This is a genomic window from Acinetobacter sp. SAAs474 (assembly GCF_032823475.1).
In the GTDB taxonomy this organism is placed as follows: Bacteria; Pseudomonadota; Gammaproteobacteria; order Pseudomonadales; family Moraxellaceae; genus Acinetobacter.
Genome location: NZ_CP127915.1, coordinates 2,224,859 through 2,250,228, shown reverse-complemented (window position 1 = coordinate 2,250,228; position 25,370 = coordinate 2,224,859). Strand labels below are relative to the sequence as shown.

Genomic DNA, 25,370 nt, shown 5'->3' with positions numbered 1-25,370 from the left:
TCGTAATTTAATCAAAAAAAGCATTTTAGTATAAATTCAGTAGGATTTATCATCGATTACGATATTACAAATGATTTTACTCAGCCAACCACATCATAAACTTTTGACGATCTTCTTTACTCGCATTCTGCCAAGTATTAATTAATTGATGTAAAGATGCAGATGTCGCCTTATTGGCAGTTTCAGCTTGTTTTTGTTCTGGCATTATTTTAGCAGCAACGGTATAGCTTGCTTCTGGTTGTTTATTCGTCATATTTTTAGATTTGAATGTCTGTTCTTGATCACCCAAAAATGCATTCATAATACTTTGTCGTGACTGTACTGCACCAGCTTGTGTCATCAATAATTCATTCTGACTATTATATAGGCCAAAAATGGGTTGTTTTGCAAACTGTTTTGCTTGATCATTATTTTGTGGCATTTTCATCAATGCTAATCGATAAGTCTGATTGTCTTGTAAAATTGGTGTTTTAATGAATACTGGTGCAGATCTAACGATATCGTGTGCACCAATACCATCTTCAGCATCAAAATACTGATAATAACTAACTTCTAACTCATTGGTACCAGCATTTAATTGATATTGATCCAAATTTGAGCGAATTAAACCCGACTTAATAGCTTGACCATTAATCTCTTCTACTTTAATTTCTTGTTGTATCTGCAAAGTAACCGCAGCATTTACCAAACCAGTGAAAGACAAAACCATCATAGATGCCAAGATTTGTTTCATCATCTATATTACTCATGAATCAATTATAAAAAGCACACTATCTATATTTTTAATGACAATTTAATGAAATAAACAGTATTACCAGTATATAAGCCATGATGTGATGATTTCTTTTATCATATTTACTTTACAATCTGATTTACGGATAAAATTTTTATTCAAAATAATCAATTGCGGTAATTTTATGATTAACCCTCAATTATCATCAACTTAAAGTAAAAATTCTTTTATATTTAAAATCACGAATCAGTTACTAAATAAACAATCTCAATCGCTTAAGCAGAATGTACATGATCGATCAGCTGTTTAATCACCACCATTCACTATAAACATCCAATCAATAAAAGATAAATTTCCATTAAAATATGGATTACTTAAGCATTTTAAATAATCCATAAATTTTAATGGATAGCACTTTAATTTAATCAGATTTTATTTAAAACTCAATCAGCTTTTCAGTGCTTACAATAATACCGTTATTATCAGCATAGACATAATGATCTGGATGAAAACAAACGCCGCCAAAATGCAATACAACATCAACCTCACCAAGCCCTCTACGATGGCTTTTCTGTGGAATTGCAGCCAATGCATGAACCCCTAAATCTAATTCTGCAAGTGCATCAACATCACGCACACATCCATAAATAATGACACCATTCCAATGATTTTTTACAGCAGATTCAGCAATCATATCCCCCATCAATGCACAGCGCATAGAGGCGCCGCCATCAACAACAAGTACCTTGCCGTGCCCATTGGTTGCCAACAATTCCTTGACTCGAGAATTATCTTCAAAACACTTTACTGTCACAATTTGTCCAGCAAAACTTTTACGTGCACCATAACTTTTAAAATATTTACCATCTAAAGAAGGTGTAAGCACCTGAAAATTCTGATCTGGATAATTATCTAATACATCACACGTCACAAATGTAGATAAAGACACGTTGTTTCCTCGTTATTCATTTACTAAAAATAACTTAGCATAATTTATTGTGTTATATTTTAGAGAATTAGTGTTATCGACTATAGTATAAAAATAGACATCAATACCTACTAAACATGGTGATCAATTTTAATATTTTATTTTTAAATATCATCTAGTGATTAAGCTCAATAATAGCTGAATTATCATATACAACATACTCAGCATCTTGATTTTGCGCAGCATAAATTATGGTTTGAACCACCTGCTGAGCAGTCACAGGCCTATATTTAAGTGAAACTGGTACAAGAGCGACCATCTTAGCGTATAAATATTTAGTCAAGTTTTCTAAAAATCGTGTTTCTATACGCTGATCTAATAATAATGAAGGTCGAATAATCGACACCTTAAATAAGGATAAAGATCGAATATAAGATTCCAACTCACCTTTAACGCGTTGATAAAAAAATTGAGCATCAACAGAAGCTCCTAGTGCACTCACCAATACATAATGCGTATTGCTCGATAGCAATAAGTCTGCAAAATGCGCATTTATCGCAAAATCAACCTGATAAAAACCCGCTTTGGATTTTGCTTTCTTTAAGGTCGTACCTAAACAACTAAATGCATGTGAATAGTCAGCAACATCCTGGGCATTCAATAATAAAAAGTCTTCAACAACCAACTGTTGAACTTTTTCAAATTGATGCAATATAGGATTTTGAGCACGAACCACAGCAGTAATACGACGACAACTGGGTAAGGTATTTAATCGCTGTATGAGTGTTAACCCCACCAAACCTGTTGCACCAATAATAATTGCTTTTTCTACCATCTGTGTCATTTTTAATCAATCACCCTCACTTTGAGGCCAATTTAACATTATCTTATGCTTTTTTCTGCATCTAAAATGTTGCCAAAGCATGTCAAGACTTGACTTCGCGATATAGATTAATCAAAATATGCCACTTGTTTACGGGCTGGTTCATGAATTCTCTGATATTGGTTTTCAGATGTAATTGCAGCCCGCCCAGACCAATCTAATTCAAGGAGTGCACGAGTGGCAAACTCTGCTCAAGCTAAAAAACGTGCTCGTCAAAACGTTAAAGCACGTAAACACAACGCAAGCTTACGTTCTATGGTGCGTACTTATATCAAACGTACAATCGCTGCAATCACTGCTGGTGACTATGCTGCTGCATCTGAAGCATACAAAACTGCTGTACCTGTTATTGATCGCATGGCTGACAAAGGCATCATTCACAAAAACAAAGCAGCTCGTCACAAGAGCCGTTTAAATGCACAAGTTAAAGCATTAGCAAATTAATTTGTTCATTAAAAAAAGCCCTTTTTAGGGCTTTTTTTAATCCCAAATAATACGATATTATTAATTTAAAGATGATTTAATTTCGCCAATACACCCACTGTTTTATGATCCAATATGTATAAGCAAACTCAACATTAGCCACATAGCATAATCCCGCTTATACAAGAATAGATATTTAAGGAATATATAAATGATTCAACTAATTAAAAAAGGAGGATTACGTGAAAGAGCTAATCGTAGTCATCAATATCAAGGCTCAGAGAACACAGCAACCACCTTAAAACCTAATCGCTATCCAAAACAATCAGCAGATAAAAGTCAATCAGAACATTCGAATAACGTCATACCACAAAAACAAAGCAAAGATTAAAAACAATATGCCTGATAAAATATCAATATAACTGCCTGATTTACGATACGCTAACTTAACCTTAGGTAAAGACATGATGAGCATAAATAATACAAATACAAGAAAAGTCTGAATTGGAATAATAAAAGCTAAATAAGTCTTAATGATGCCCGATGCAGATGAGCTTAATGCAAGAGAAAATACACTGCTAAAATAAATTAAAGTTTTAGGATTGGCTAAATTTGTCAACAATCCCAATAAAAAGTAATTCTGATTTTCAACAGGATCACCATCATCTAGCTGAAACTGTTGTTTACGCATTTTTAATCCATAACTCAACATTCCCCAGCCCATTTTAGCCAAGAAAAACCCACCCATACACATTAAAAGCTGCTGAATCCATGGAAATTCCTCTATGAGTAAACTAAACCCACATAAAGTCAGTAAAACCCAAATCACGATTCCAACAGAAATTCCTAAAATGATTTTTAGCGTATTTAATTTTGTGGTAGATGCCGAACTTTTGGCAATCAACAAAACATCTGGCCCAGGACTTAACTGTGCTACAAAATGTAAAAGACAAATAGTTAAAAGTAACGATATCATCAGTAATGCAATTTAAATAGTATCTATTATAAATCAAGATACAAGTATAGGATTCAAATAAAAAAAAAGCTGAACATCAATGTTCAGCATGATTAAATATTCGTATTATTTTTTATTTACATCTTTAAATTCAATCTGTTTTGATTCAGGTTTTACTTCTCGTGCTTCACCATCAATCACATTTGAATCACCACGCTCATGTTGCTGCATATCCTGCATTTGGCGCATCATATCTGCAAATGGATTTTGACCTTGTGCACCCCCCATGCCACCCATCATTTTATTCAACATGTCTTGTTGACGCTTCATCATGATATTCATCATGGTATTTTTTAGTAAATTTTGAACAGCAGGAATTAAAATCAATAAAGCTAAAAAATCGGTAATTAACCCAGGAATCATCAATAAGAAACCAGCAATAATTTTGGGTAAATTTTGAGTTAATGCAGGATCACCCGTCATTTGCCCCATTTGCATTTGCTGCATTTGCGGCATTACACCCGCAGCGTATTTTCGAATCATACTCAAACCGATAAAAAATGCAGCAATAAACCAGAAGAAAACATACCACATGCTTCCAACCAAATCACCCACACCAATCCAGACCAAAACTTCAAGGATTAAGCCCACGAACAAAATAAGAAATAATTTCATAAAAATTAATCTATTCTCAATAAATTAAATAAAGTTTCGTCATCAACTGCTTAATCACTATCAAGCTTTTCTGATACGCTTATGTAACAATATGGGCATTCTATTATTTTTAAAGGGTAAATATGTCATTAATTATCGGTATTGATCCTGGTTCGCGCCTAACTGGTTATGGAATTATCGAACAAGAGGGTTCAAAACTACGCTTTATTGATGCGGGAACAATCCGTACAGAAACAACAGAAATGCCAGAACGCCTAAAACGTATTTTTGCAGGTATTGCCCGTATTGTAAACTTTCATCAACCAACCGAAGCTGCTGTTGAACAAGTGTTTATGGCGCAAAACCCAGATTCAGCACTTAAGTTAGGACAAGCACGTGGTGCAGCGATTGCAGCTTTAGTGAACTCAGACTTAGAGGTTGCAGAGTATACCGCACGACAAATTAAACAATCTGTAGTCGGCTATGGTGCAGCAGATAAAGAGCAAGTACAAATGATGGTCATGAAATTATTAAACCTCAGTATACGCCCTCAGGCAGATGCAGCAGATGCATTGGCTGCTGCAATTTGTCATGCACATGCATCTGGTAGTATGAGCAAAATGGCCGTATTAAATGCTCTAGGTGGTATGGCACGCGGACGTAGTCGCAGTAGTAGTCGTCGTCGCTAATTACAATCAGTGAATTGCCTGTAAATGCAGTGTAAAATCTTTTTTCATTTCTCGTATTGATGGTGGTTTAGGATAGGTTGCAATCATCATACCACCATACAGACGTATATTTTTTTGCTGGTTTGCATCAATCCGAATCGTCACCAATTCTTGCAATTGATGCTGCTGATTTAATTTAGAAATAATAATATTATTATATTTTTCAACCACTGAAAATTCTGGAAATGCCTTAAGTACTCTTTGCTTAAACTGCTTAGGCTCAGCTGAGTTTTGCTGGCTTCTCTGCGTATATATAATTAAAAAAATACAAAATATAACCACCATCAAAACAATCAGATACTTATCCATTTTAATCCTTTACTCACCATGATCTCATCAGTTCACTTGATTTTTATCTATCATCAAAATTCATACGCTCAAATAAAAACACTATTATTAATTTAAAAATATATGATCGTTTCCTTTGACTTATGCTCATTTAACAAACCAAAACTGTAAGATTGAAAAGACCATGTTCAAATCCAACAGTGATATGATAAAAATAAATCTCTTGTAAGCACATCATTCAGCAGCATAATCACTACATAGTGTGCGTATAGCACGCATGATATTCAGCCATACAAGAGATCAATCAAAATTTGATAACGTTTATATTTAGGCAAGACTAAAATATTATCGTCACTACAAGGTTGCTAGAATATCTTTTAATGCTTGTGATGGAGAGGCTGCTTGCGTAATTGGACGACCAATCACCAGATGTGTAGAACCCTCCTGCATGGCTTGTTTCGGTGTTACAATACGCTTTTGATCATCTGCTTGTACTCCCGCCGGACGAATACCCGGTGTCACTAAAGCAAAATCTGGCCCTAAAGTTTCTCGCAATACTTTTGCTTCTTGTGCAGAACACACTACACCATGCAAACCACTTTCCTGAGTTAATTGTGCTAAACGTTGGACTTGTGTCAAAGGCTCGATATCCAACCCCAGATCTTGCAGATCTTCACGCCCCATCGATGTTAACACAGTGACGGCAATCAATTGCGTCGCATAATGACCCGCATTTAAACGCTCGATACATGTCTCCATCATTTTACGACCACCAGATGCATGTACATTCACCATCCATACACCCAAATCTGCAGCAGCGCACACTGCTTGCGCTGTTGTATTTGGAATATCATGAAATTTAAGATCTAAAAAAACCTCAAACCCTCGATCATGTAATGCCTTAACAATAGATGGACCTTCATGAGTAAAGAGCTCTTTACCAACTTTCACTCGACATAAAGCAGGATCTAACTGCTCTGCAATCGTTAATGCATCAAATTGGCTTTTAGCATCAAGTGCAACAATAATACTCAAGTGGGGTTCCCTTTTCATCAATTAAAATTGAACGGATTATAAAACGAAAACCTCAATCAACAAAGCAGATTCAGTACACTAAAACAAAAACACTCTAAAGAACAAGCTTTAGAGTGTTTAAAAAAACAACACAACGGCTGATGATTCAGAGTGGAGTGGATGTTTTATTTGGTTCTATATCCAACACTGTTTTTTCATGCCTCATATTTGCTGCAGCTTCAGCAGCAGCAGCTTGTGCTATCTGGATTTGTTCTTTACGAAGATGGTCTATATCTTTACGTAGTCGTTTAATTTCCCAACTGTTTTGAAATACACGAAAGATTTGGATACCAAGAAGTAATCCTACTACAATACCTAAAACCAAGGTAAGTAATAACAACAATCCTAAACGCATTGCAGGAACTTCAGTAAATAACAAATCAACGGAAAGCTCAGTACTATTTTGCAGCACTAACGCTAATGAATATCCGAATATCACAATTAATAATACGACTAAAACATAACGCATAGACACCCCATATCATGATTATTTTTGTACAGATTGATTCACTGCATCACGTAGCGCCTTACCCGGTTTAAAATGAGGAACCGATTTAGCTGCCACTTCAACAGATTTACCAGTCTTTGGATTACGTCCAACTCTAGGCTCTCTATGGTGGAGTGCAAAACTCCCAAACCCACGAATTTCTATTCTGTCATCTGCAGATAATGATGCAATCATTTGATCAATCATTATCTTAACAGCTTCTTCCACTAAAGGCTCAGCTAAATGTGGATTTTTGAGAGAAATACGTTCTATTAAGTCAGACTTATTAAGTACTTCAGTAGTCATCTGCGACCTCTTTAATTATCAAGCTTCTTTAGAATCACACTTAATAATAACTTGTTTAAATACAAAACGGTAGCGTAATATGCAAATACTACGCTACCGTTTACAGTATTCGTATAAAAAGTATTAGTTAGTTTACATTAACAAAACACTTTTAACGCTACTGATTAGTGATTCATCTGAGCTTTAATCAAATCACCAATAGTCTTAGGACCATTGTCTTGACCATTCGTCGCTTGACGTAAAGTTGCTACAGCTTCTTTCTCTTCAGCTTCATCTTTCGCTTTGATTGACAAGTTGATAGAGCGAGATTTACGGTCAACATTGATGATTTTAGCTTCAACTTCTTGACCAACTTCTAAGAACTTAGTTGCATCTTCAACGCGATCACGGTTGATTTCAGATGCTTTAAGAGAAGCTTCAACTTCGTCAGCCAACTTAACTGTTGCACCTTTAGCATCAACAGCAGTCACAGTACCTTTAACCAAAGCACCACGTTCGTTAGCAGCTAAGAAATCGTTGAATGGATCGCTATTCATCTGCTTGATACCAAGGCTGATACGGTTACCTTCAGCATCTACTGAAAGAATAACGGCTTCAACTGTATCACCTTTCTTGTAACGACGGATTGCTTCTTCGCCTTGTTCATTCCAAGAAATATCAGACAAGTGAACCAGACCATCGATACCGCCAGGTAAACCGATGAAGATACCAAAGTCAGTGATTGACTTGATTGTACCTGAAACTTTTTCACCTTTGTCGTGGTTCTTAGCAAACTCTTCCCATGGGTTAGCACGAGTTTGTTTAATACCAAGAGAAATACGACGACGCTCTTCATCAACTTCAAGAACCATAACATCAACTTCATCACCAATCTGAACAACTTTAGATGGGTGGATGTTTTTGTTGGTGTGATCCATTTCTGAAACGTGTACTAAGCCTTCAACGCCTTCAGCGATTTCAGCAAAACAACCGTAGTCAGTCAAGTTTGTTACACGTGCTTTAACGATAGAACCTTTAGGATAACGGCTCATGATCGCTAACCATGGATCTTCGCCTAATTGTTTAAGACCTAAAGATACACGATTACGTTCTTTGTCAAATTTAAGTACTTTAACAGTAACTTCTTGACCAACTTCAACCACTTCTGATGGATGCTTAATACGTTTCCATGCCATATCAGTGATATGTAGAAGACCATCAATACCACCAAGATCAACAAACGCACCGTAATCAGTAAGATTTTTAATCGTACCTGTAACAGTTTGACCTTCTTCAAGCTGAGCAAGAAGCGCTTCACGGTCAGCTGAAGATTCAGCTTCCATAACTGCACGACGAGATACAACAACGTTATTACGTTTAGCATCAAGTTTGATAACTTTAAACTCTAACTCTTTACCTTCAAGGTGAGTTGTGTCACGGATTGGACGAGTATCTACCAAAGAACCTGGTAAGAATGCACGTACTGGACCGATGTCAACTGTGAAACCGCCTTTCACTTTACCAGAAATAACACCAGTAACGATTTCGCCATCTTCAAAGATTTTTTCAAGCTTAGTCCAAGTTTCAGCACGTTTCGCTTTTTCACGTGATAAAACTGTTTGACCCATACCGTTGTCAAGCGCTTCTACAACAACATCTACAGTGTCACCAACCTGAACTTCAAGTTCACGTTGTTCATTTAAAAATTCAGCACGGTCAACAACACCTTCAGATTTAAGGCCTGTGTCAACTGTTACCCAGTCAGAGTCGATGCTTACGACAACGCCTTGGATGACAGCACCCTTTTCAACGTTGAGGTTTAATTCACTTTCTTCAAAGAGGGCTGCAAAAGATTCGGTCATGATATACCTAGTAAAATCTGCGGTCTTGGATCAGACAAGGCCGGTTTAGTTACGCGTTCATATAGTCCATAAAAACTGATCAAGCTATACTCTCGCTGAATAATTTAATCTGCTAATCGCTGGTCAATATAAGCCGTCATTAATTGAAATACCTCATCAATTGATCGTTCAGAACTATCAATGATATAAGCATCATCTGCCGGCTTGAGCGGAGCGACTGTGCGCTCCATGTCTCGTTTATCTCGAGCTTGTATATTAGCTAAAATGTCGTTTATTTTAGCATCTAGCCCCATTGCCTGCAACTGATTTACACGACGCTCAGCTCTAGATTGGGCAGAAGCTGTCAAATAAATTTTGGCTTGTGCATGCGGAAAAATAGATGTCGCCATATCTCTCCCATCAGCGACCAAGCCAGGCGCTTGTGCAAAAGCATGTTGACGCTCCAACAATGCAGCTCTCAAGGCAGGAATAGCAGCAACCTTAGAAGCAAATTCACCCACATATTCAGTGCGTATTTCCGTGGTCACATTTTCGCCATTTAAAAAGGTCTGAACCACATGATCCACTGTCATAAATTTAATATCTAAATTTTTAGCAATTTCAATACATTGATCTAATGAGCTTTCCAACTTATCCAACAGATGTACATGATATAAGGACAATCCCAATAAACGATATAACGCACCGGAATCCAATAAGTGATAATGATAGTGTGCAGCCAGTTTAGCTGCTAACGTACCTTTTCCAGAACCACTTGGACCATCAATTGTAATAATATTTACCGTCATTACCTTTCCATCATTGATAAAACTGCGCAAAAAAAATCAATGCCCAATTGCAAAAGCGCATACCACAAATAGTACAGAGATTCGCGATTCAATGGTATAGAACAACCCGATTTCCTCTACCCATTGCATTAAATTCACACATCTATACCAAAAATGATATCAACATCATTATCTCTATAAGCATTTTATTACAATTTTTTAGAAAACAACACGCTTGATATAAGTGTTATAGTGTTATCAAGTCATGCATCGATAGTGATTCGATCTCATATACCGATAAACCCAAGCCTTTAACAGATGAGATAGCCTATCCAATAAATTACTAAATCAATACAACAATTTTAATTGTTCATTCATCCCTATCTGATCTAGAGATCAAGATTCATTTAACTGCTGTTGTTTTTTCTGTTGGCGCTTCTGCTCACGACGCATTTTAAAAAAATCGGATAATTGAATAGAACATTGTTGACCAAGACATCCAGCGATAAATTCAAATTTATGATTATAATATCCCAAATCCAGTAAACGACGTGCACTCACTAAGGCACCTGCTTTGGGCTCAAATGCCCCAAATACAACGCGATGAATCCGAGCATGAATGAGCGCACCTACACACATCGTACAAGGCTCTAAAGTCACATATAAAGTTGCATCATCAGGTAATCGATAGTTGTTCAATGTCTGACAAGCAGCACGTATCGCCTGAATTTCTGCATGTGCTGTTGGATCATGCAAAGCGATTGGCTGATTAAAACCAGCACCAATCATAGTTTGATTACTCACAATAACAGCCCCAACTGGAATTTCGTTTTGCGCAGCTGCTAATGCAGCCTGCTCAAAAGCAAACTGCATCCAATATTCATCACTATACAAAATAACTGACATAAATTAAGCAATAACACCATAATGCTTTAATAAGGCATTCCAACTGGCAATCGTCGTTACTGGAGGATAATCCGCTAAAATATCTTTTAACGTATAACTTTTTCCTACATACCATTCAGGAGAAAGATCTTTATCAACCAAACGTGCGCGAACACCTTCAACAAAATCTGGATGACGTATTTTCCAATCAGAAATTTGTGTTTCAAGCTCAAAAACTTCATTCCAAGAATGAACTTGTTTCCCCCACTGCCATAATAACCAAGTCAGCGCTGCTGTGGTAGGTGCACCCTTTTGTAAATTCTCACTGGCCTGACGCAACCAATCACTTCGTGCATCACCCAAACCAATAATTGATTCATAATCATGTTCAAAATGAATACCACGACAAACACTATGAATGGTATCGAGAGAATTTTGTAATGGGCCAGGGCCAACGGGACGATGTAAACTATTTAAAGTATCATCTAAAGCTCTAAAATCTCCTGCAGGATAGTGATCCCAGTCAATACCAATCACCTTTTCGAGTACGATATCTCGTGAGACATCACAAATATGGGTCGCCCAGCCAATACCATACGCACCAGCAGCAGTCATAATCGAGCCAGTAAGCCCTGTAAACAAACCGATTGCGCCACGATCCGCCAAGAACCGGGTTGCACCAACATCAGGATATAAACCAATATTGATTTCAGGCATTGCCAAACGAGAATAAGGCGTGACCAACCTAAAAGGTGCGGCCATAAACAATCCTAAGCCTCCACCCATCACATAACCTTCACCCCAGACAACTACAGGTTTAGCATAATTATGAAGTAATAAATCTAATGCATACTCTTGTTTAAAAAACTCATTTGCAGTATCAACCTCATCATTAATCACCAGTTGACGAAGTTTACGTACATCACCACCAGCACAAAAAGCTTTTGGCGTAGTTGAATCTAGCCAAATCGCTTTAACCGTAGTGTCATTATGGAAATTTTGAAAAATTTCCAATAATGCAGAAACAATAGATTCATCGAGTGCATGTAAAGACTTAGGACGGTTTAGACGTACAATACGCCAACCATTTTGAGCCTCTTCAACAATTAAATCCGGATGATAATTTTGAGAAACGGGAGAATATGTCATGCGTCCAGCTGCCAATTAATCGGCTCAATGCCATGTTGTTTAAGATAATTATTTGTTTTTGAGAAAACTTTACAACCAAAAAAACCACCACGATTTGCAGCCAACGGCGATGGATGCGCTGCTTTTAATACCAGATGTTTATTTTGATCTATCCGTTGTCCCTTACGTTGTGCATATGCACCCCATAAAATAAACACAATGTTTTCACGTTGATCATTTAATACATCAATCACATGATTTGTAAAGTCTTCCCAACCACGTTTTTGGTGTGAAGTTGGTTGTCCTGCTTCCACAGTCAGAACACTATTCAATAACAGCACACCCTGTTGCGCCCAATGTGTTAAATCACCATGTGTAGAAATAGTCACACCAAGGTCAGTATTTAATTCATGAAAAATATTACGTAACGATGGTGGCAAAGCAATTCCTTTTTGCACAGAAAAACTTAAGCCATGTGCTTGATTGGCGCCATGATAAGGGTCTTGTCCCAAAATGACAACTTTTACATTCGCAAGCGGAGTTAGGTTAAATGCATTAAAGATAAGTGAACTAGGCGGATAAATGACTTTATCTGCTTTTTTTTCTTGAATTAAAAATTCCTTTAACTCATCCATTTTTTGACTTAATAAAAAATCACTTAAGCCATATTTCCAACTTGCCTCTAATTGCACTTTTTCTAATTTAGCAAGTTGCTGATCAGTCAAAGACATACCTGTATTCCTAATTCCTTTACAACTCATATCATGTAGTTAAATTTTAACTTGTAAATCTACAGTTGGATTTTGAAATTTAAAGCCATTTTTTAACTTTTCATACATTTCATGATCAGCCCATTCTGCTTGGACTTGTTCTGAAAAAATAATGTCATTCAGAGACAAAGCTCCCATTTGATCATTCTCAATATCATCTAGAAAGCTTTGGGCATAACCAGTATCTGTTTCATGCACGATCACCGAATAAACTTCCACATCCCCTTCACCATTTTGAGTTTCAGTCGATTTTAATACTTGCTGAGCAAGATAAAAGAAAATACGTGAAAACTGCTCTGCTGAAGGTGAAACAGGTAAAGAAATCCAGCGTGCACTAAATTTTTTACATGCGCGTATATAATCCACATCATCATGTTGCCAGAAACAAATTGCATGATCAAAAGCGTCAAATAAATCTTTAACAACACCTTTGAGCAAACCGAAGTCATACACCATTTGACCATGGTCCAACTTAGATGCTTTCAGCAGCAACTCAACTTTATAGCTATGACCATGTATAGATCGTTTGCAACGATCAGAGCTACAATTGCGTACAATATGCGCATTTTCAAATTTAAATAACTTACGAATGATCATATGGCCGTAATGAAATCCATTATTTTTAATATTAAGCTCAATTATAAAGCAAAACCCAAAATGCGCACATTAATTTTATTGCTCACATTAATAGGATAAACACATCAAGGCTAAGTATATCTTTTTATTCGCTTATTTGTTAGAGCTAATTGTATTAAATGGCGTTAAACTTCGATAAGCAACATCAATATGATGATTTTTTTTAACCAAATAACTTGTCCATTGTCGCGTTGTATTGGCTAAAGTAACTTCTATACGGGCTTGAAAGTAATCTGACTGCACTGTTAATAGGCCAATAAATTGCTGTTTAAGTCGATTATCCATCGCAGAAAAACTCTTTAACGCCCAAAGTTCATTAACATTTTTAAAATACTGTAAATTCTGCTTACGTTGATCAAGTTCATTTTGAATCATCACCAGATCCAATGAATCACTCAAACTTGCCAGTACAACTGCAGTAGCCATATTAATATTTACTCGACTTGCAATATTTGGATTGGCTGCCACATAAGGTGCAATTAAATTAAATTTATCACCTTCAAAACCACGAACTTGCTTTAACTCCTCTATACTATAAAAATAATGATTTGCAGGTAAATAATGCTGAGGTAGACCCTGATAATATGCCGATTCTGCACCCATAGCCCCCATGACTTGATCATCTGAATCCTGCCAATCAATGACTGCCTGAGATAATTCTGCTGGAAGACCAACGCGAGTCAATAACTGTTCAAACCAGATTTTAGCGGCTTGATTGACCTGCCCCTGAGCATCTAATAAACAATTTAAATTAAAACGACCGGACTGATCTTCTAAAACACCTTGAATATAACCATTCTCAATCGGAAATACAGGCATCGGCTTGGCCCATATTTCATGTTGATGATCAACATCTGCACTATTTTCCATATCATTGAGTAGCAATGCCTGTAAAAAATTTTCTGCACTCATTGCATACAATAATGCTTGATTTTGTTGTTGTAAGTAATTTACCGCTTGCATACTATTAACTTGACGCTTGAGCAAAGTAGCAGCAGCAATACTGGCCAATGCCACCATAAGCAAAACGGTCAATAATGCAATGCCTTGACACTTGCTAGCCATTATTATTGCTCAAAAAATTAATCAATCCATATGATCTTAAGCCACTATATTACAGACTAATTATTGCGCCCAGATGACGCATTCATCACTGCAAACACCCATTCATAACCAATACCATTTTGCGTAAAAACAACCTTGATTCCTGATGGTAAACGTGTTTGATTAAGTGACGTGACTGCTCCATCTGGCCAAGTATCCATTTCATTCGGATTAAGTACAGTGACTTTAAATGCATCAATATTCTTTAGAACAATACTACTTTGTATGGCTTGTTCTCCCATGATATTTAAATAGGCATAACGCGATCGCACAACATGTTTATGCTCGGGTTGATAGCGATATTCAATACGCTCAAAAACAGGTTTTGCTTGTGCCAAAGGATCTGTTACTCCTGCCTTGGTTAAGGCAATTTTTTGATCTTGTAATAATAATGCTGGTTGTAATTCAGATGACTGATTCGCCACTATAGGAGCGATCTGTATACTATCTTTGAGAAAGATTTGATAGGTTTGCTGCAATTGTATCAAGTTTTTTTCACGTAATGTATTACGTGCTTTTACATAAGAAATATGCTCGAAAACCTGCCACCCCATTGCAGCTAAAATGGCAAAAATAGCGATTGCAACCAAAAGCTCAACCAACGTAAAACCAGCAGCAGTCTTATTCATTGCTTTCAACCTTATGGTTAAAAAACACTAAATTGGTGATCACACTTAGTACTTGTTTTGTCTGCGAATCTAATACACTGACCTGTAGATCAATCCGTTGTATATGAGGACTGATGGTCGACTGACTTTTTTTATCAATCTGCCAAAGCACGCCTTGTTGAGTCGTCTGAGTTGATTGTGTTCCAGTCAACCATTCCCGCTTAATCTTCATCACAGCTTGTTCATTCATTGCCACAAACTGTGCCTTGGTTTTAAGTTCGGCATTATAAATGGTTTGACTATACTGCATTGAAACTTGAGTTAATACTAAAGCTGCTATAGCAAAAATTGCTAAGGCAACCATCACCTCTAGTAATGTAAACCCTTTTTCTGTCATTGATGATACCCAAACAATTCACGCAAATTTTAATCTCTATCAGCTAATATCACTCGATATCAAGCCAGCTTGATTAAAACAAGATAAACTGTTTAGCTTTCATTCATATGACCGAGATAATCAATCTTGATTTCAGCGCCAATCGGTTTTTGTTGATAAAAGAATTGAATCGTCACGGGTTTAATCTCACCGTTACCCCACCAGACTAATGCGGGCACAGTTGAGTCAACTGATGTCATCCGATTACGAGACTGCATCTCCTCCTCTTGAGGATAAACACGTAATGAAACACCATCCGGCAATTCACGCGTTTTAAATGATGAATACGGTACCCAATCGGATGCTGAATTCAGTAATACAGCTTGTTGCTGCTTAGCCAATGGCTGATATTCAACAATATGATACTGATCATGATTTTGGCTTTGTTGAATGGCCAGTGCCAAAACTTTAGATTGATCTTGAGATTCTTGTGTAAGGCGCTGTATATCAAGTAACAGTACTTCACGTGCTTGCATCGCTTTTCGTTCATCGACACGTGTGTTACTCAACAAGATCAATGATGCTAACATCGCAACAATAACAATAACCACCATCAATTCAACCAAGGTAAATCCGCGTATTGATGATGGCATCATATAAATATCTCTAGATTACAGGGTCAAAAGCTTTAAACTGCAAAGGTAAGGCAAGAATTTGATCAATATACGCGATTCTTAAAGTATCACGCGAACCTAAATAACGCTGATAAAAACTCGAGTTTAATATTGCTGCAGCGCCGTAAGTTAACGACCAAATAGAGGCCAAATAATCTCTAACACTCATTAAGCTCTGTATCTCAGCCAAATACAGTTCCGTCATATGTACGATTATACGCAGTCTTTGTTTACGAATTTGATACAACTCATAAAATAAATGATTTAATCCCACACCTGTAATCGATAAACGCTCTTCAATTTGATGAAAAAGTACCGTACGTTCTGGATGATGTAAATGATGTAACATAAAAAAAGCCAAATGTTCAGGAAAACCCTTATCTTTATCCTGAATCATTTCAAGTAACATTTTTTCATTACGTATAATCAGCAGAATATACAGCTCATCTTTACTCTGAAAGTGTTTATACAGTGTTCCTTTCGCCAAGTCTAATTCAGCAGCTAAAGTATCGAGAGTCATACCTGACTCACCATTTTCAAGCAGTAATTGTTCAGCCACTTGAAAAATTAAGGTTTCTCTTGCTCTAAATTGAGCCTGACGATCCATCTTCACCCTATAAACTCTCTTATTTCATATCGTAATAATCTAATTTTCATTTTTGCAGAAGTAGATTTTCAAAGTTTTGCATCGTAATGAAAGCTATTTCTTCAAGCGATTTATCATATACATCACTTAACGCTTTTGCCACATACGGCACATATTTAGGTTCATTCGATTTACCTCGATAAGGAACAGGTGCTAAATATGGACTATCTGTTTCAATCAATACGCGATCTAATGGCACTTGTTTAGCAACTTCTCTTAAATCCTGTGCATTTTTAAATGAAACTATACCAGAAAATGAAACATAGTAACCGCAATCTAATACCGCTTTTGCTGTTTGCCAATCTTCAGTAAAACAATGCAAAATTCCATGTGTCGATTTTTCTGCGCGAATAATATCAATCGTATCGTATTTTGCAGCGCGTGTATGCACAACAACAGGTTTTTTCAGTATTTGTGATGCATGAATATGGCGAGTAAAACACGCTTTTTGCTCCGCAATAAACGCCGTACTATGAAAATAATCTAAACCGGTTTCACCTAGTGCCCAAACCTTATCCTCTCCAGCCAACTCAACCAAACGCTCAATGGTCGCACTCGCCATGACTGCTGGATCTTCACATGGGTGCACACCAACCGTATAACCGACATCATCATGGCGTGCAGCAATTTGAGATAACTCAATATGATCATCTAGTCCGACCGAAATACCCATAAATTTCGAAACACCCGCCTCTCGCGCCTGAGCAAGTGCCAAATCTAAACTGCCATGATAAGGCGTCAAATCTAACATGGTTAAATGACAATGCGTATCTACAAACACTAAACTTTCCTAATCTTGTCATGGTGATTACATAGTGTAACTAGTCTGGGTATATGCTTTAAAGTCCTTTAGTAATTTTTCTACTTCAGTATGGCAATAAAGTCCCATTTCACCGATCAGTTGAACTGCAAATCCTTGTGGTTTTAATCCATTTTGTTTTTGAGTTAGCCAAATCACTTTAGCATTCAGTAAAATTGGCTGAGACTGTTCAGGCAAATGAATCGAGAGTGAAATATCTGCTCCCATAGCTATCGAAAGTTGAGAAGAAATAAATAGGCCACCACCTTGTACAAATGGCATATAACTTTGGTAGAGTTTTTCTTTATTCGGAATATCAACATGAATAACTTCAGTATTTATCAGCATTTCTCCCCTCATTATTAATATTCATTAATTGAATACAAAGCTGATCTAAGATCAAATTACTTTGTACATTTTGCTGCAACATTTGTTTTGATTGTTGTAAATTCGAATATAAAGTAAATAAGACTTCCAATGTATACTGTTCAGATATCATGGTAAAATCCAAATCGATATTCTTAATTGTCTGTTGCATTTTAAATGCAATGACATCTGCCAGTAGATATTCAAACATTTGCATAAATTCATTAAATACTAATACTTTATGCCACTTGGTGGCCATAGTCAGTGGCATACTTTTTTGTGTCACTAACGCATACCAATCCTGTAAAAATTCAGCTCTTTTTTCTAACCATAATTTTTCCATTAAAATCACGGCTTGTAATGGCATTTGATTCGACAAATTCATTAACAATTGTCGTTGGCGTAGATCATGATCAATTAAGTGTTGATTTAAATAATGATCTGCTTGTTCAGCACTGATTCGATCCAGTGCAAAATGCTGTAATCGACTACGAATCGTTGCTGGAAGTTTTAAATAATGATCAGCCAATAAAATAATCATGACACGATCACCAGGTTCCTCCAGTGTTTTTAGTAATGCATTGGCTGAGGCCATATTAAGTGCTTCTGCAGGCTCAATCACAATAACCCGCCAACCATCTACAGTCTGCTGAACAAAAGGCAATAAGTCTCGAATTTTTTCAATTTTAATTTTGGCATTTTGTTTTTTATTATCTTCATCTGTTGTGATATGTACATAATTTGGATGAGTATTCGCTTTTAACCACTGACAACTACCACATACACCACAAGCCAAGCGCTGTGAATCACGATCCTGACATAATACCCATGCTAAAAACTGCTGAGTAAACTGCTGTTTTCCACAGCCGGATTGACCATAAAATAATAAACCATGGCCGATTTGAGGAAATCTGGTCGTCAACGTATCCCAGACATGTTGTTGCCATGGATAAATTTGTACAGCAGGTTCTTGCATGAACAACCCTAATCATTAAAAAGTGAAATATCCATCGTATTCAAACGATCTAAATCTTGTTGTGTATCGACACCAGGTGGTAAATTTACCTCCGCAATCGCAATTGCAATACGATGCCCATTCTCCAAAACACGCAATTGTTCTAAGTTTTCTAGACTTTCCAGTATACCTCTTGGCCATGTGACATAATCTTGTAACAACTTGACACGATAAGCATATACACCCAAATGCCGATAAGCATGCTGTAGGGTATTCGCGCCTATATGTAGGCCATCACGATCATAAGGAATAGTCGCCCGACTAAAATATAACGCTTGATGATGTTGAGACATCACCACCTTAACAATACTATCACGCTGAAATTCAGCGATATCATGGATCTCCTCACACAATGTTGCCATTGAGCATTCTGGCTGTTGCTGCAATAATTGAGCAACTTGCTGAACCAATACGGCTGGCAATAAAGGCTCATCACCTTGGACATTCACAATAATATCATCAGCATCCCATCCCTTAATATGCGCGACTTCACTTAAACGATCAGTACCAGAAGGATGGTTGTTCGAGGTTAATACAACATCAATTCCTTCCTGACGACACAATACCGCAATGCGCTCATCATCTGTTGCTACACATAAATCATCAAAACCCATCACTTTTTTTGCTTGATCAACCACCCGTAAAATCATCGGTCGACCATGGATTTCCAATAATGGTTTACCTGGCAATCGTGAACTCGAAAACCGAGCTGGAATAACAATATGTTTCATAAATTTTCCTTCGTCACCCGAACACCGAGTTGTTCAAGCTGATGATCCAATAAGGTATAGCATTGTTTAGACAATATGGCCTCCACAGGAACTACCCAAATTTCACGTTTATAATCAGGATGTTCTTTGAGCAAATGCAACAGTTTAACGGCATCTTTTTCTGTGGTAATAATTGGTCCCACATCATCGAAGTCAAGATCCTCCAGCTCATAATCATGATGATCTGGAAATTCATAACACTGAAATTGCTTTACGCCAATCGACTCTAAAGTACGATAAAAACGTTGTGGAAAACCAATGCCAACCAAAGCATAAAAATTCTGTTGCGGATTAAAATCAAAATCCTGAATTTCATTCAATAAATAAGGCTGTGTGACAGCCAAATACATATGTAAATCAGTAGCAGGCGATGTACTATGTTCAATTACGGTGGCTGTTTTTAATCGCTCTGGTGACTCTCGTAAATAACCTTCTGGTAATAAGCGCGCATTACCCAGACCTCTATGTTGATCAAGAACAATCCATTCTAATTGACGATTTAAAGCATAGTGTTGTAGCCCATCATCACTAATAATAAGATCTAATTGATGTTTGGCCAATAACAGCTCAATCGCTTTCTGGCGATTAGCACCTACTGCCATCGGCACACCTGTTGACTGAACAATTAAGCACGGCTCATCACCAACAGACTCTGGTGTAGAATCAAAATCAACATAAGCAGGAAATGGACCTTTACCGCCGTAACCGCGACTAATGACAGCAACCTTAACACCATGCTTATCCAAGTAATTCACCAATTGAATTAATAACGGTGTCTTACCACTGCCACCTACCGTAATATTACCAATGACCATTACTGGAACAGGTGAGGTATAGGTCGGCTTTATTCCAGTACGATATAGTTTTTTATTCAGTAGCGAAATCGACTGATAAAGCAAAGATAAAGGTCGTAGCACAATTAACCATTTAGCTTGTTTATTCCAAGCATTTTGAATAAATTGAGCTACTGACATCATTAGTTTTCCTCAAAATTACGTTGATAAAGCTGATAGTAAGCACCATGCTTCGCGAGCAATTCAAGATGCGTACCCTGTTCAATCACTTCACCTTTATCCATAACGACAATACAGTCTGCATTTTCAATCGTAGATAAACGGTGTGCAATCACAATAGTCGTTCGATCTTTCATGGCTGCATCAAATGCCTGTTGAATATAATATTCTGATTCATTATCTAAGGCACTGGTCGCTTCATCCAGAATTAAAATAGGCGCATTTTTCAAAATCGCACGTGCAATCGCAATACGTTGACGTTGACCACCTGACAGATTTAAACCTTGTGCGCCAAGTTTAGTATCATATCCTTCAGGAAGTGCCATAATAAAATCATGTGCATAAGCTGCTTTAGCTGCAGCGATAATCGCATCATCAGGTGTATTTTCTAATTGCCCATACGCAATATTTTCTTTAATTGAACGATTAAATAAAATCACCTGTTGATTAACCATAGCCACTTGTGATCTTAAACATGCCAATTCAATATCTCGAATTTCAATATCATCCAGTAGAATACGACCAGCATTAAGTTCTTGAAAACGAACCAGCAGATTGACCAATGATGTTTTACCTGCACCAGAGCGACCAACCAAAGCAATTGTTTGTCCAGCTTTAACCTCTAAGTTAAAGTCTTTAATAGCCACATAACCATCGCTATAAACCAATTTAGCATGATCAAAAGTAATTGCACCCTGTAATACAGGTGTCAATACACCAGTATTGACTTCTTCATCTAAGTCTAATAGTTCAAAAACTGAATGCGCGGCAGCAAGGCCTCTTTGTAATTTTTCATTGACTTCAGTCAGCGCTTTAATAGGCTTACTTAACATTCCGGCAGCAGTAATATAGGCCACAAATGCACCCGCACTAATATCTTGTAATATCTCAGGTCTTAATGCAATCCAAATAATAATGGCCATCGCAATTGCCATAATCAATTGCACAATAGGGCTATTAAGCTGTGAAACAGCTACCATTTTCAAACCACGTTTCAAGTTGTCTAAAGAATGTTTTTTAAAGCGTGTTTGCTCATAATCATGCCCAGAAAAACCTTTTACCACCAGATTACCATTCACAGTTTCCTGTACGACGTGGTTGACATCGCCCATGGTATCTTGCACTTGAATAGAAAGTTTACGCATTCGTTTTGCAGCTTTTCTAATCAAAATCCCAATCAATGGTGCAAAGACCACAATACATAGCGTTAAACGCCAGTTGGTATAAATCAAAAAGCCAAACAAGCCAATGGTAATCAATCCCTGTTGAATTATAGTTCTTAAGGAATCTGTGGTCGCACTCGTCAGTTCAGAAACATTATAAAGAATTTTTGAGGTAATATGGCCTGTGGTATTATCTAAAAAATACTGCGAAGGCAATTTTAAAATTTTTGCAAAAACTTCTTGACGAACATTAAATACTAAATATCTTGAAATAACAGCTGTATAGTATCCACCAATATATGATCCTAGACCACGGAAAAATACCAATCCAACAACCAATAAAGGAAATATTGTTGTGAAATGGGTGTTTCGGTGTTGAATGGCATCAATAATTTTCTGTAATAATTTAGCAACGGCAACCTCAGTTGCAGCACTTACCGCAAAGCCAATAAATACAATAAGCATCAATCCCCAAAAAGGGAGCAAATACTTAAGCAAACGACGATAGACCTGCAGATCTTTCTTCACTAATAACCTCGAGTTGGGAGCTTGGTACTAATATTAATATTAACAAAACCGAGCTGACCAGCAACATCCATCACGCGAATAACATCTTGATGTGTCGCTTTTGCATCGGCTGTAATTACAAACACTAAATCACGGCGATCATTCACAATATGTTTAATCGCTGTATTTAATTCAGAAATGCCATTGCCAGAAAGTACCTGACCATTGATAGCGTATTGTCCCAGCGCATTCACAACAACTTCTATCTTATGCAGATCCGCTTTCGGTGGGAGACCCTGAGCATCCGGCAGTGTTAAACGCATACGACTCATTTGATCAAATGTTGTTGACAATAATAGAACAACTAAAATAAACAACAAGCAATCAATCATAGGGGTTAAGTTTATGTGAATATCTTCAACCTGTGAACGCTTAAATCTCATAAGTTATTCCATTACCGATGGATCTGGCGTCTTTTGTTCAAAAAAAGAACAAAAAAGCAGTGTATGAAACAATGTCGCCTGTTGCTCTAATTCACCAATATAATCATTAACAAGCCCTTGAAAATAACGATATGCATATAATGCTGGAATGGCGATCAACATGCCCAATGCTGTCGTCATGAGGGCTTGTGAAACGCCTGCAATCATTTGACCTGGCGTACTGGCTGTCAAATCCATGATAAGAAAGGATTCAATCATTCCAAATACAGTACCAACAAGACCCAATAAAGGCGCTATGGTGCTGATGGTTCCCAACAAGGGAATATATTTTGATAATGCACCAATTTCATGAAATGCAACGACTTCCATTTGTACACGTGCATAATGTTCCGATTGAAATCGTGCTTGATAGCCGACCGTAAAAATTCGACCTAATGCTGTTTTTTGTAAATCAGCTGACTGTTGTAATTGTTGTAGTGCAGTATGTACATCCTGTCCGATATGTAATTGAAGTTGTTTTGGTAAAATTTTTGATTTTCGTAATTTCACATAACGTTCAATTAGAATAGTGATAGTCAAGATTGAACATAAAATTAAGGGCAGCATTAACCAGCCACCCGCCATCATTAAAGTCCACATTTGATTCCCCAAATTAGGATCTATTGATTATCTTTTTGCCTGATTACACTATTGGCATACGATCAATAGACCTTAATCAAATATAAAAATATTAATCAGCCAAACAAATGTTTAAAATCCCATCCAATTCGTCTAAGGAATGATAATGAATGGTCAATTTACCTTTGCCTTGCTTATTATAATCAATTTTGACATTGGCGTTAAAACGTTCAGATAAACGTTGTGATAGGCTTTGAATATCAGTGGGCAGATCTGCTTTTTTCTGTGGTGCCTTTTCGCTGTTAAATTCACGTACCAGCTGCTCAGTTTGACGTACTGAAAGACTTTTCTCCACGACAGTTTGTGCGATTTTAAGCTGATCTTTTTCTTTTAAGGTTAAAATTGCACGTGCATGCCCCATATCCAACAAGCCTTGTTGCATCAAATCCTTGACCGACTCAGTCAAAGCCAATAGACGCAATAAATTACTGACTGTGGTTCTGGCTTTACCCACAGTATCTGCAATCTCCTGATGGCTTAAACCAAACTCATCATGAAAACGCTGTAAAGCCATGGCTTGATCAATAGGATTTAAATCTTGGCGTTGAATATTTTCAATCAATGCCAATGCAATAGCAACTTGATCTGGCAAATCACGGATAATCGCAGGAATTTCAGTTAAACCTGCCAATTGTGCAGCACGCCAACGACGTTCACCAGCAATAATCTCATAGGGAAATTGCGAGTCCGCAACAGCACGAATCACAATGGGCTGCATCACACCATGTTTTTTAACAGATGCAGCTAATTCCTCTAAGTCTTTTTCATTAATAAAACGACGGGGCTGATATTCACCGCGTTTAAGTAATTGAACATCAACGTATTTAAGCTGTCCATGATCCATAGTTTGTGCTTCAAGTTGTAATTTTTCTTTTTGGATAGAACCCAGCAGAGCATCTAAACCACGACCTTTAGCCAATCCACGTTTTTTTATGGTCATGCCGACTTTCCTTTTTTTACTTTACTTTTCTTTAATATTTCAGCTGCTAAATTTAAATAAGCAACTGCGCCCTTTGAACTTTTTTCAAAATAAATAATCGGTAATCCATGTGCAGGCGCTTCTGCTAAACGAATATTACGAGGAATGACGGTGTCATAGAGTTTTTTACCAAAAAACTGCTCTAATTCTGCTGAAACATCACGTGTCAAAGCATTACGCGGATCATACATGGTTCTTAAAACACCCACGATTTCCAGATTAGGATTTAAGGCTTGCTGAATACGATCAATGGTTTGAGTTAAATCAGCTAAACCTTCCAACGCATAATATTCACATTGCATTGGGATCACAACGCCTTGTACTGCGGTCAGGGCATTGACCGTGATTAAACTTAAACTTGGTGCGCAATCAAGCAAAATATAGTCATAATTTTTTTCAACCTGTTGCAATGCTTGACGAAGAATAAACTCACGACCTTCTTGCTCAGCAATCGCTAACTCCGCCCCAGATAAATCACGATTCGCCCCCAACACATCATAGCCTACCGCAGTCTTGTTAATCGCAACTTCAATTGCAACCTCACCCAAAAGAACATCGGTCACTGAATAATGTAAATCATTTTTTTGGATTCCCGACCCCATCGTGGCGTTACCTTGAGAATCCATATCAATCAATAAAACACGCTTTTTTAATACCGCTAACGATGCTGCCAAGTTTACAGCCGTAGTGGTTTTGCCAACACCGCCTTTCTGATTTGCGATGGCAATGATATGTGTCATAGC

General features: G+C 37.2%; 33 protein-coding genes. 3 read left to right on the top strand and 30 right to left on the bottom strand.

Features of this window, described 5'->3' with window-relative positions:
- Positions 1–76 precede the first annotated feature (76 nt).
- The 3 genes from QSG86_RS11405 to QSG86_RS11395 form a co-directional block, all read right to left on the bottom strand.
- On the bottom strand, positions 77–736 hold the full coding sequence (locus QSG86_RS11405; protein WP_317031607.1) for a DUF2057 family protein: 660 nt from the start codon (positions 734–736) through the stop codon (positions 77–79).
- Between the two features lie 433 nt (positions 737–1,169).
- A complete protein-coding gene (rraA, locus tag QSG86_RS11400) occupies positions 1,170–1,682 on the bottom strand; it encodes a ribonuclease E activity regulator RraA (RefSeq protein WP_317031606.1) in 513 nt (170 codons plus the stop codon).
- Positions 1,683–1,836: 154 nt separating this feature from the next.
- Positions 1,837–2,505, bottom strand: a complete 669-nt coding sequence (locus tag QSG86_RS11395) for a nucleoside-diphosphate sugar epimerase (RefSeq protein ID WP_317031605.1) — start codon at positions 2,503–2,505, stop codon at positions 1,837–1,839.
- 216 nt (positions 2,506–2,721) lie between these two features.
- On the opposite strand from QSG86_RS11395, the gene rpsT reads away from it, so the two are divergent.
- Positions 2,722–2,988, top strand: a complete 267-nt coding sequence (rpsT, locus tag QSG86_RS11390) for a 30S ribosomal protein S20 (RefSeq protein ID WP_317031604.1) — start codon at positions 2,722–2,724, stop codon at positions 2,986–2,988.
- A gap of 190 nt (positions 2,989–3,178) precedes the next feature.
- Positions 3,179–3,358, top strand: a complete 180-nt coding sequence (locus QSG86_RS11385) for a hypothetical protein (RefSeq protein ID WP_317031603.1) — start codon at positions 3,179–3,181, stop codon at positions 3,356–3,358.
- Here the strand turns inward: QSG86_RS11385 and QSG86_RS11380 are convergent.
- Both QSG86_RS11380 and QSG86_RS11375 read right to left on the bottom strand, forming a co-directional pair.
- Positions 3,311–3,940 carry a LysE family transporter gene (locus QSG86_RS11380; protein WP_317032564.1) on the bottom strand — a complete coding sequence of 210 codons (630 nt, stop codon included), beginning with the start codon at positions 3,938–3,940 and terminating at the stop codon, positions 3,311–3,313. The two genes, QSG86_RS11385 and QSG86_RS11380, sit on opposite strands and share 48 nt — an antisense overlap.
- A 108-nt stretch (positions 3,941–4,048) precedes the next feature.
- The gene (locus QSG86_RS11375; RefSeq protein ID WP_317031602.1) at positions 4,049–4,597 is read right to left on the bottom strand and encodes an FxsA family protein; all 549 of its coding nucleotides are present in this window, start codon (positions 4,595–4,597) and stop codon (positions 4,049–4,051) included.
- Positions 4,598–4,719: 122 nt separating this feature from the next.
- On the opposite strand from QSG86_RS11375, the gene ruvC reads away from it, so the two are divergent.
- On the top strand, positions 4,720–5,265 hold the full coding sequence (ruvC, locus tag QSG86_RS11370) for a crossover junction endodeoxyribonuclease RuvC (protein WP_317031601.1): 546 nt from the start codon (positions 4,720–4,722) through the stop codon (positions 5,263–5,265).
- A gap of 6 nt (positions 5,266–5,271) precedes the next feature.
- On the opposite strand, the gene QSG86_RS11365 is transcribed toward ruvC, so the two are convergent.
- The 25 genes from QSG86_RS11365 to QSG86_RS11245 form a co-directional block, all read right to left on the bottom strand.
- Entirely contained in the window at positions 5,272–5,613 is a 342-nt protein-coding gene (locus QSG86_RS11365) for a hypothetical protein (RefSeq protein WP_317031600.1), read from the bottom strand.
- Between the two features lie 333 nt (positions 5,614–5,946).
- Positions 5,947–6,645: an orotidine-5'-phosphate decarboxylase gene (gene pyrF, locus QSG86_RS11360; protein ID WP_317031599.1), complete on the bottom strand. Its 699-nt coding sequence runs from the start codon at positions 6,643–6,645 to the stop codon at positions 5,947–5,949.
- Positions 6,646–6,772: 127 nt separating this feature from the next.
- Positions 6,773–7,135 carry a lipopolysaccharide assembly protein LapA domain-containing protein gene (locus QSG86_RS11355; RefSeq protein WP_317032563.1) on the bottom strand — a complete coding sequence of 121 codons (363 nt, stop codon included), beginning with the start codon at positions 7,133–7,135 and terminating at the stop codon, positions 6,773–6,775.
- Between the two features lie 18 nt (positions 7,136–7,153).
- Positions 7,154–7,459, bottom strand: a complete 306-nt coding sequence (locus QSG86_RS11350) for an integration host factor subunit beta (RefSeq protein ID WP_317031598.1) — start codon at positions 7,457–7,459, stop codon at positions 7,154–7,156.
- A gap of 164 nt (positions 7,460–7,623) precedes the next feature.
- The gene (gene rpsA, locus QSG86_RS11345; protein ID WP_317031597.1) at positions 7,624–9,300 is read right to left on the bottom strand and encodes a 30S ribosomal protein S1; all 1,677 of its coding nucleotides are present in this window, start codon (positions 9,298–9,300) and stop codon (positions 7,624–7,626) included.
- A gap of 104 nt (positions 9,301–9,404) precedes the next feature.
- Positions 9,405–10,088 (bottom strand): (d)CMP kinase, encoded by a 684-nt coding sequence (gene cmk / locus QSG86_RS11340; protein WP_317031596.1) that lies wholly within the window; start codon positions 10,086–10,088, stop codon positions 9,405–9,407.
- Between the two features lie 375 nt (positions 10,089–10,463).
- Positions 10,464–10,973 (bottom strand): tRNA adenosine(34) deaminase TadA, encoded by a 510-nt coding sequence (gene tadA / locus QSG86_RS11335; RefSeq protein ID WP_317031595.1) that lies wholly within the window; start codon positions 10,971–10,973, stop codon positions 10,464–10,466.
- Positions 10,974–10,976: 3 nt separating this feature from the next.
- Positions 10,977–12,101 (bottom strand): enoyl-CoA hydratase/isomerase family protein, encoded by a 1,125-nt coding sequence (locus tag QSG86_RS11330; RefSeq protein ID WP_317031594.1) that lies wholly within the window; start codon positions 12,099–12,101, stop codon positions 10,977–10,979.
- Positions 12,098–12,811, bottom strand: coding sequence for a uracil-DNA glycosylase (gene ung / locus QSG86_RS11325; RefSeq protein ID WP_317031593.1), 714 nt, complete (start codon positions 12,809–12,811; stop codon positions 12,098–12,100). The genes QSG86_RS11330 and ung overlap by 4 nt, the downstream gene beginning before the upstream one ends.
- 39 nt (positions 12,812–12,850) lie before the next feature.
- Entirely contained in the window at positions 12,851–13,447 is a 597-nt protein-coding gene (locus QSG86_RS11320; protein WP_317031592.1) for a 6-carboxytetrahydropterin synthase, read from the bottom strand.
- 132 nt (positions 13,448–13,579) lie between these two features.
- Positions 13,580–14,551, bottom strand: coding sequence for a type II secretion system minor pseudopilin GspK (gene gspK, locus QSG86_RS11315; protein WP_317031591.1), 972 nt, complete (start codon positions 14,549–14,551; stop codon positions 13,580–13,582).
- A gap of 56 nt (positions 14,552–14,607) precedes the next feature.
- A complete protein-coding gene (locus QSG86_RS11310; protein ID WP_317031590.1) occupies positions 14,608–15,219 on the bottom strand; it encodes a type II secretion system protein GspJ in 612 nt (203 codons plus the stop codon).
- Positions 15,212–15,595, bottom strand: coding sequence for a type II secretion system minor pseudopilin GspI (gspI, locus tag QSG86_RS11305; protein ID WP_317031589.1), 384 nt, complete (start codon positions 15,593–15,595; stop codon positions 15,212–15,214). Before gspI ends, QSG86_RS11310 begins: the two co-directional genes overlap by 8 nt.
- A gap of 92 nt (positions 15,596–15,687) precedes the next feature.
- Complete coding sequence (locus QSG86_RS11300; RefSeq protein WP_317031588.1) at positions 15,688–16,230, bottom strand: prepilin-type N-terminal cleavage/methylation domain-containing protein; 543 nt, start codon at positions 16,228–16,230, stop codon at positions 15,688–15,690.
- Between the two features lie 10 nt (positions 16,231–16,240).
- On the bottom strand, positions 16,241–16,855 hold the full coding sequence (locus tag QSG86_RS11295) for a TetR/AcrR family transcriptional regulator (protein WP_317031587.1): 615 nt from the start codon (positions 16,853–16,855) through the stop codon (positions 16,241–16,243).
- A gap of 46 nt (positions 16,856–16,901) precedes the next feature.
- Positions 16,902–17,675, bottom strand: a complete 774-nt coding sequence (locus QSG86_RS11290) for a TatD family hydrolase (RefSeq protein ID WP_317031586.1) — start codon at positions 17,673–17,675, stop codon at positions 16,902–16,904.
- 27 nt (positions 17,676–17,702) lie between these two features.
- On the bottom strand, positions 17,703–18,041 hold the full coding sequence (locus QSG86_RS11285) for a PilZ domain-containing protein (RefSeq protein ID WP_317031585.1): 339 nt from the start codon (positions 18,039–18,041) through the stop codon (positions 17,703–17,705).
- Positions 18,025–19,035 carry a DNA polymerase III subunit delta' gene (locus tag QSG86_RS11280; RefSeq protein ID WP_317031584.1) on the bottom strand — a complete coding sequence of 337 codons (1,011 nt, stop codon included), beginning with the start codon at positions 19,033–19,035 and terminating at the stop codon, positions 18,025–18,027. The genes QSG86_RS11285 and QSG86_RS11280 overlap by 17 nt, the downstream gene beginning before the upstream one ends.
- Before the next feature lie 8 nt (positions 19,036–19,043).
- A complete protein-coding gene (gene kdsB / locus QSG86_RS11275) occupies positions 19,044–19,805 on the bottom strand; it encodes a 3-deoxy-manno-octulosonate cytidylyltransferase (RefSeq protein WP_317031583.1) in 762 nt (253 codons plus the stop codon).
- On the bottom strand, positions 19,802–20,818 hold the full coding sequence (gene lpxK / locus QSG86_RS11270) for a tetraacyldisaccharide 4'-kinase (RefSeq protein WP_317032562.1): 1,017 nt from the start codon (positions 20,816–20,818) through the stop codon (positions 19,802–19,804). The genes kdsB and lpxK overlap by 4 nt, the downstream gene beginning before the upstream one ends.
- 2 nt (positions 20,819–20,820) lie before the next feature.
- Positions 20,821–22,548 (bottom strand): lipid A export permease/ATP-binding protein MsbA, encoded by a 1,728-nt coding sequence (gene msbA, locus QSG86_RS11265; protein ID WP_317031582.1) that lies wholly within the window; start codon positions 22,546–22,548, stop codon positions 20,821–20,823.
- Complete coding sequence (locus tag QSG86_RS11260) at positions 22,548–22,970, bottom strand: ExbD/TolR family protein (protein WP_317031581.1); 423 nt, start codon at positions 22,968–22,970, stop codon at positions 22,548–22,550. The genes msbA and QSG86_RS11260 overlap by 1 nt, the downstream gene beginning before the upstream one ends.
- A gap of 3 nt (positions 22,971–22,973) precedes the next feature.
- Entirely contained in the window at positions 22,974–23,609 is a 636-nt protein-coding gene (locus QSG86_RS11255; protein WP_317031580.1) for a MotA/TolQ/ExbB proton channel family protein, read from the bottom strand.
- A gap of 91 nt (positions 23,610–23,700) precedes the next feature.
- Positions 23,701–24,588, bottom strand: coding sequence for a ParB/RepB/Spo0J family partition protein (locus QSG86_RS11250; protein ID WP_317031579.1), 888 nt, complete (start codon positions 24,586–24,588; stop codon positions 23,701–23,703).
- Positions 24,585–25,367, bottom strand: a complete 783-nt coding sequence (locus QSG86_RS11245; RefSeq protein WP_317031578.1) for a ParA family protein — start codon at positions 25,365–25,367, stop codon at positions 24,585–24,587. The genes QSG86_RS11250 and QSG86_RS11245 overlap by 4 nt, the downstream gene beginning before the upstream one ends.
- Between the last annotated feature and the right edge of the window lie 3 nt (positions 25,368–25,370).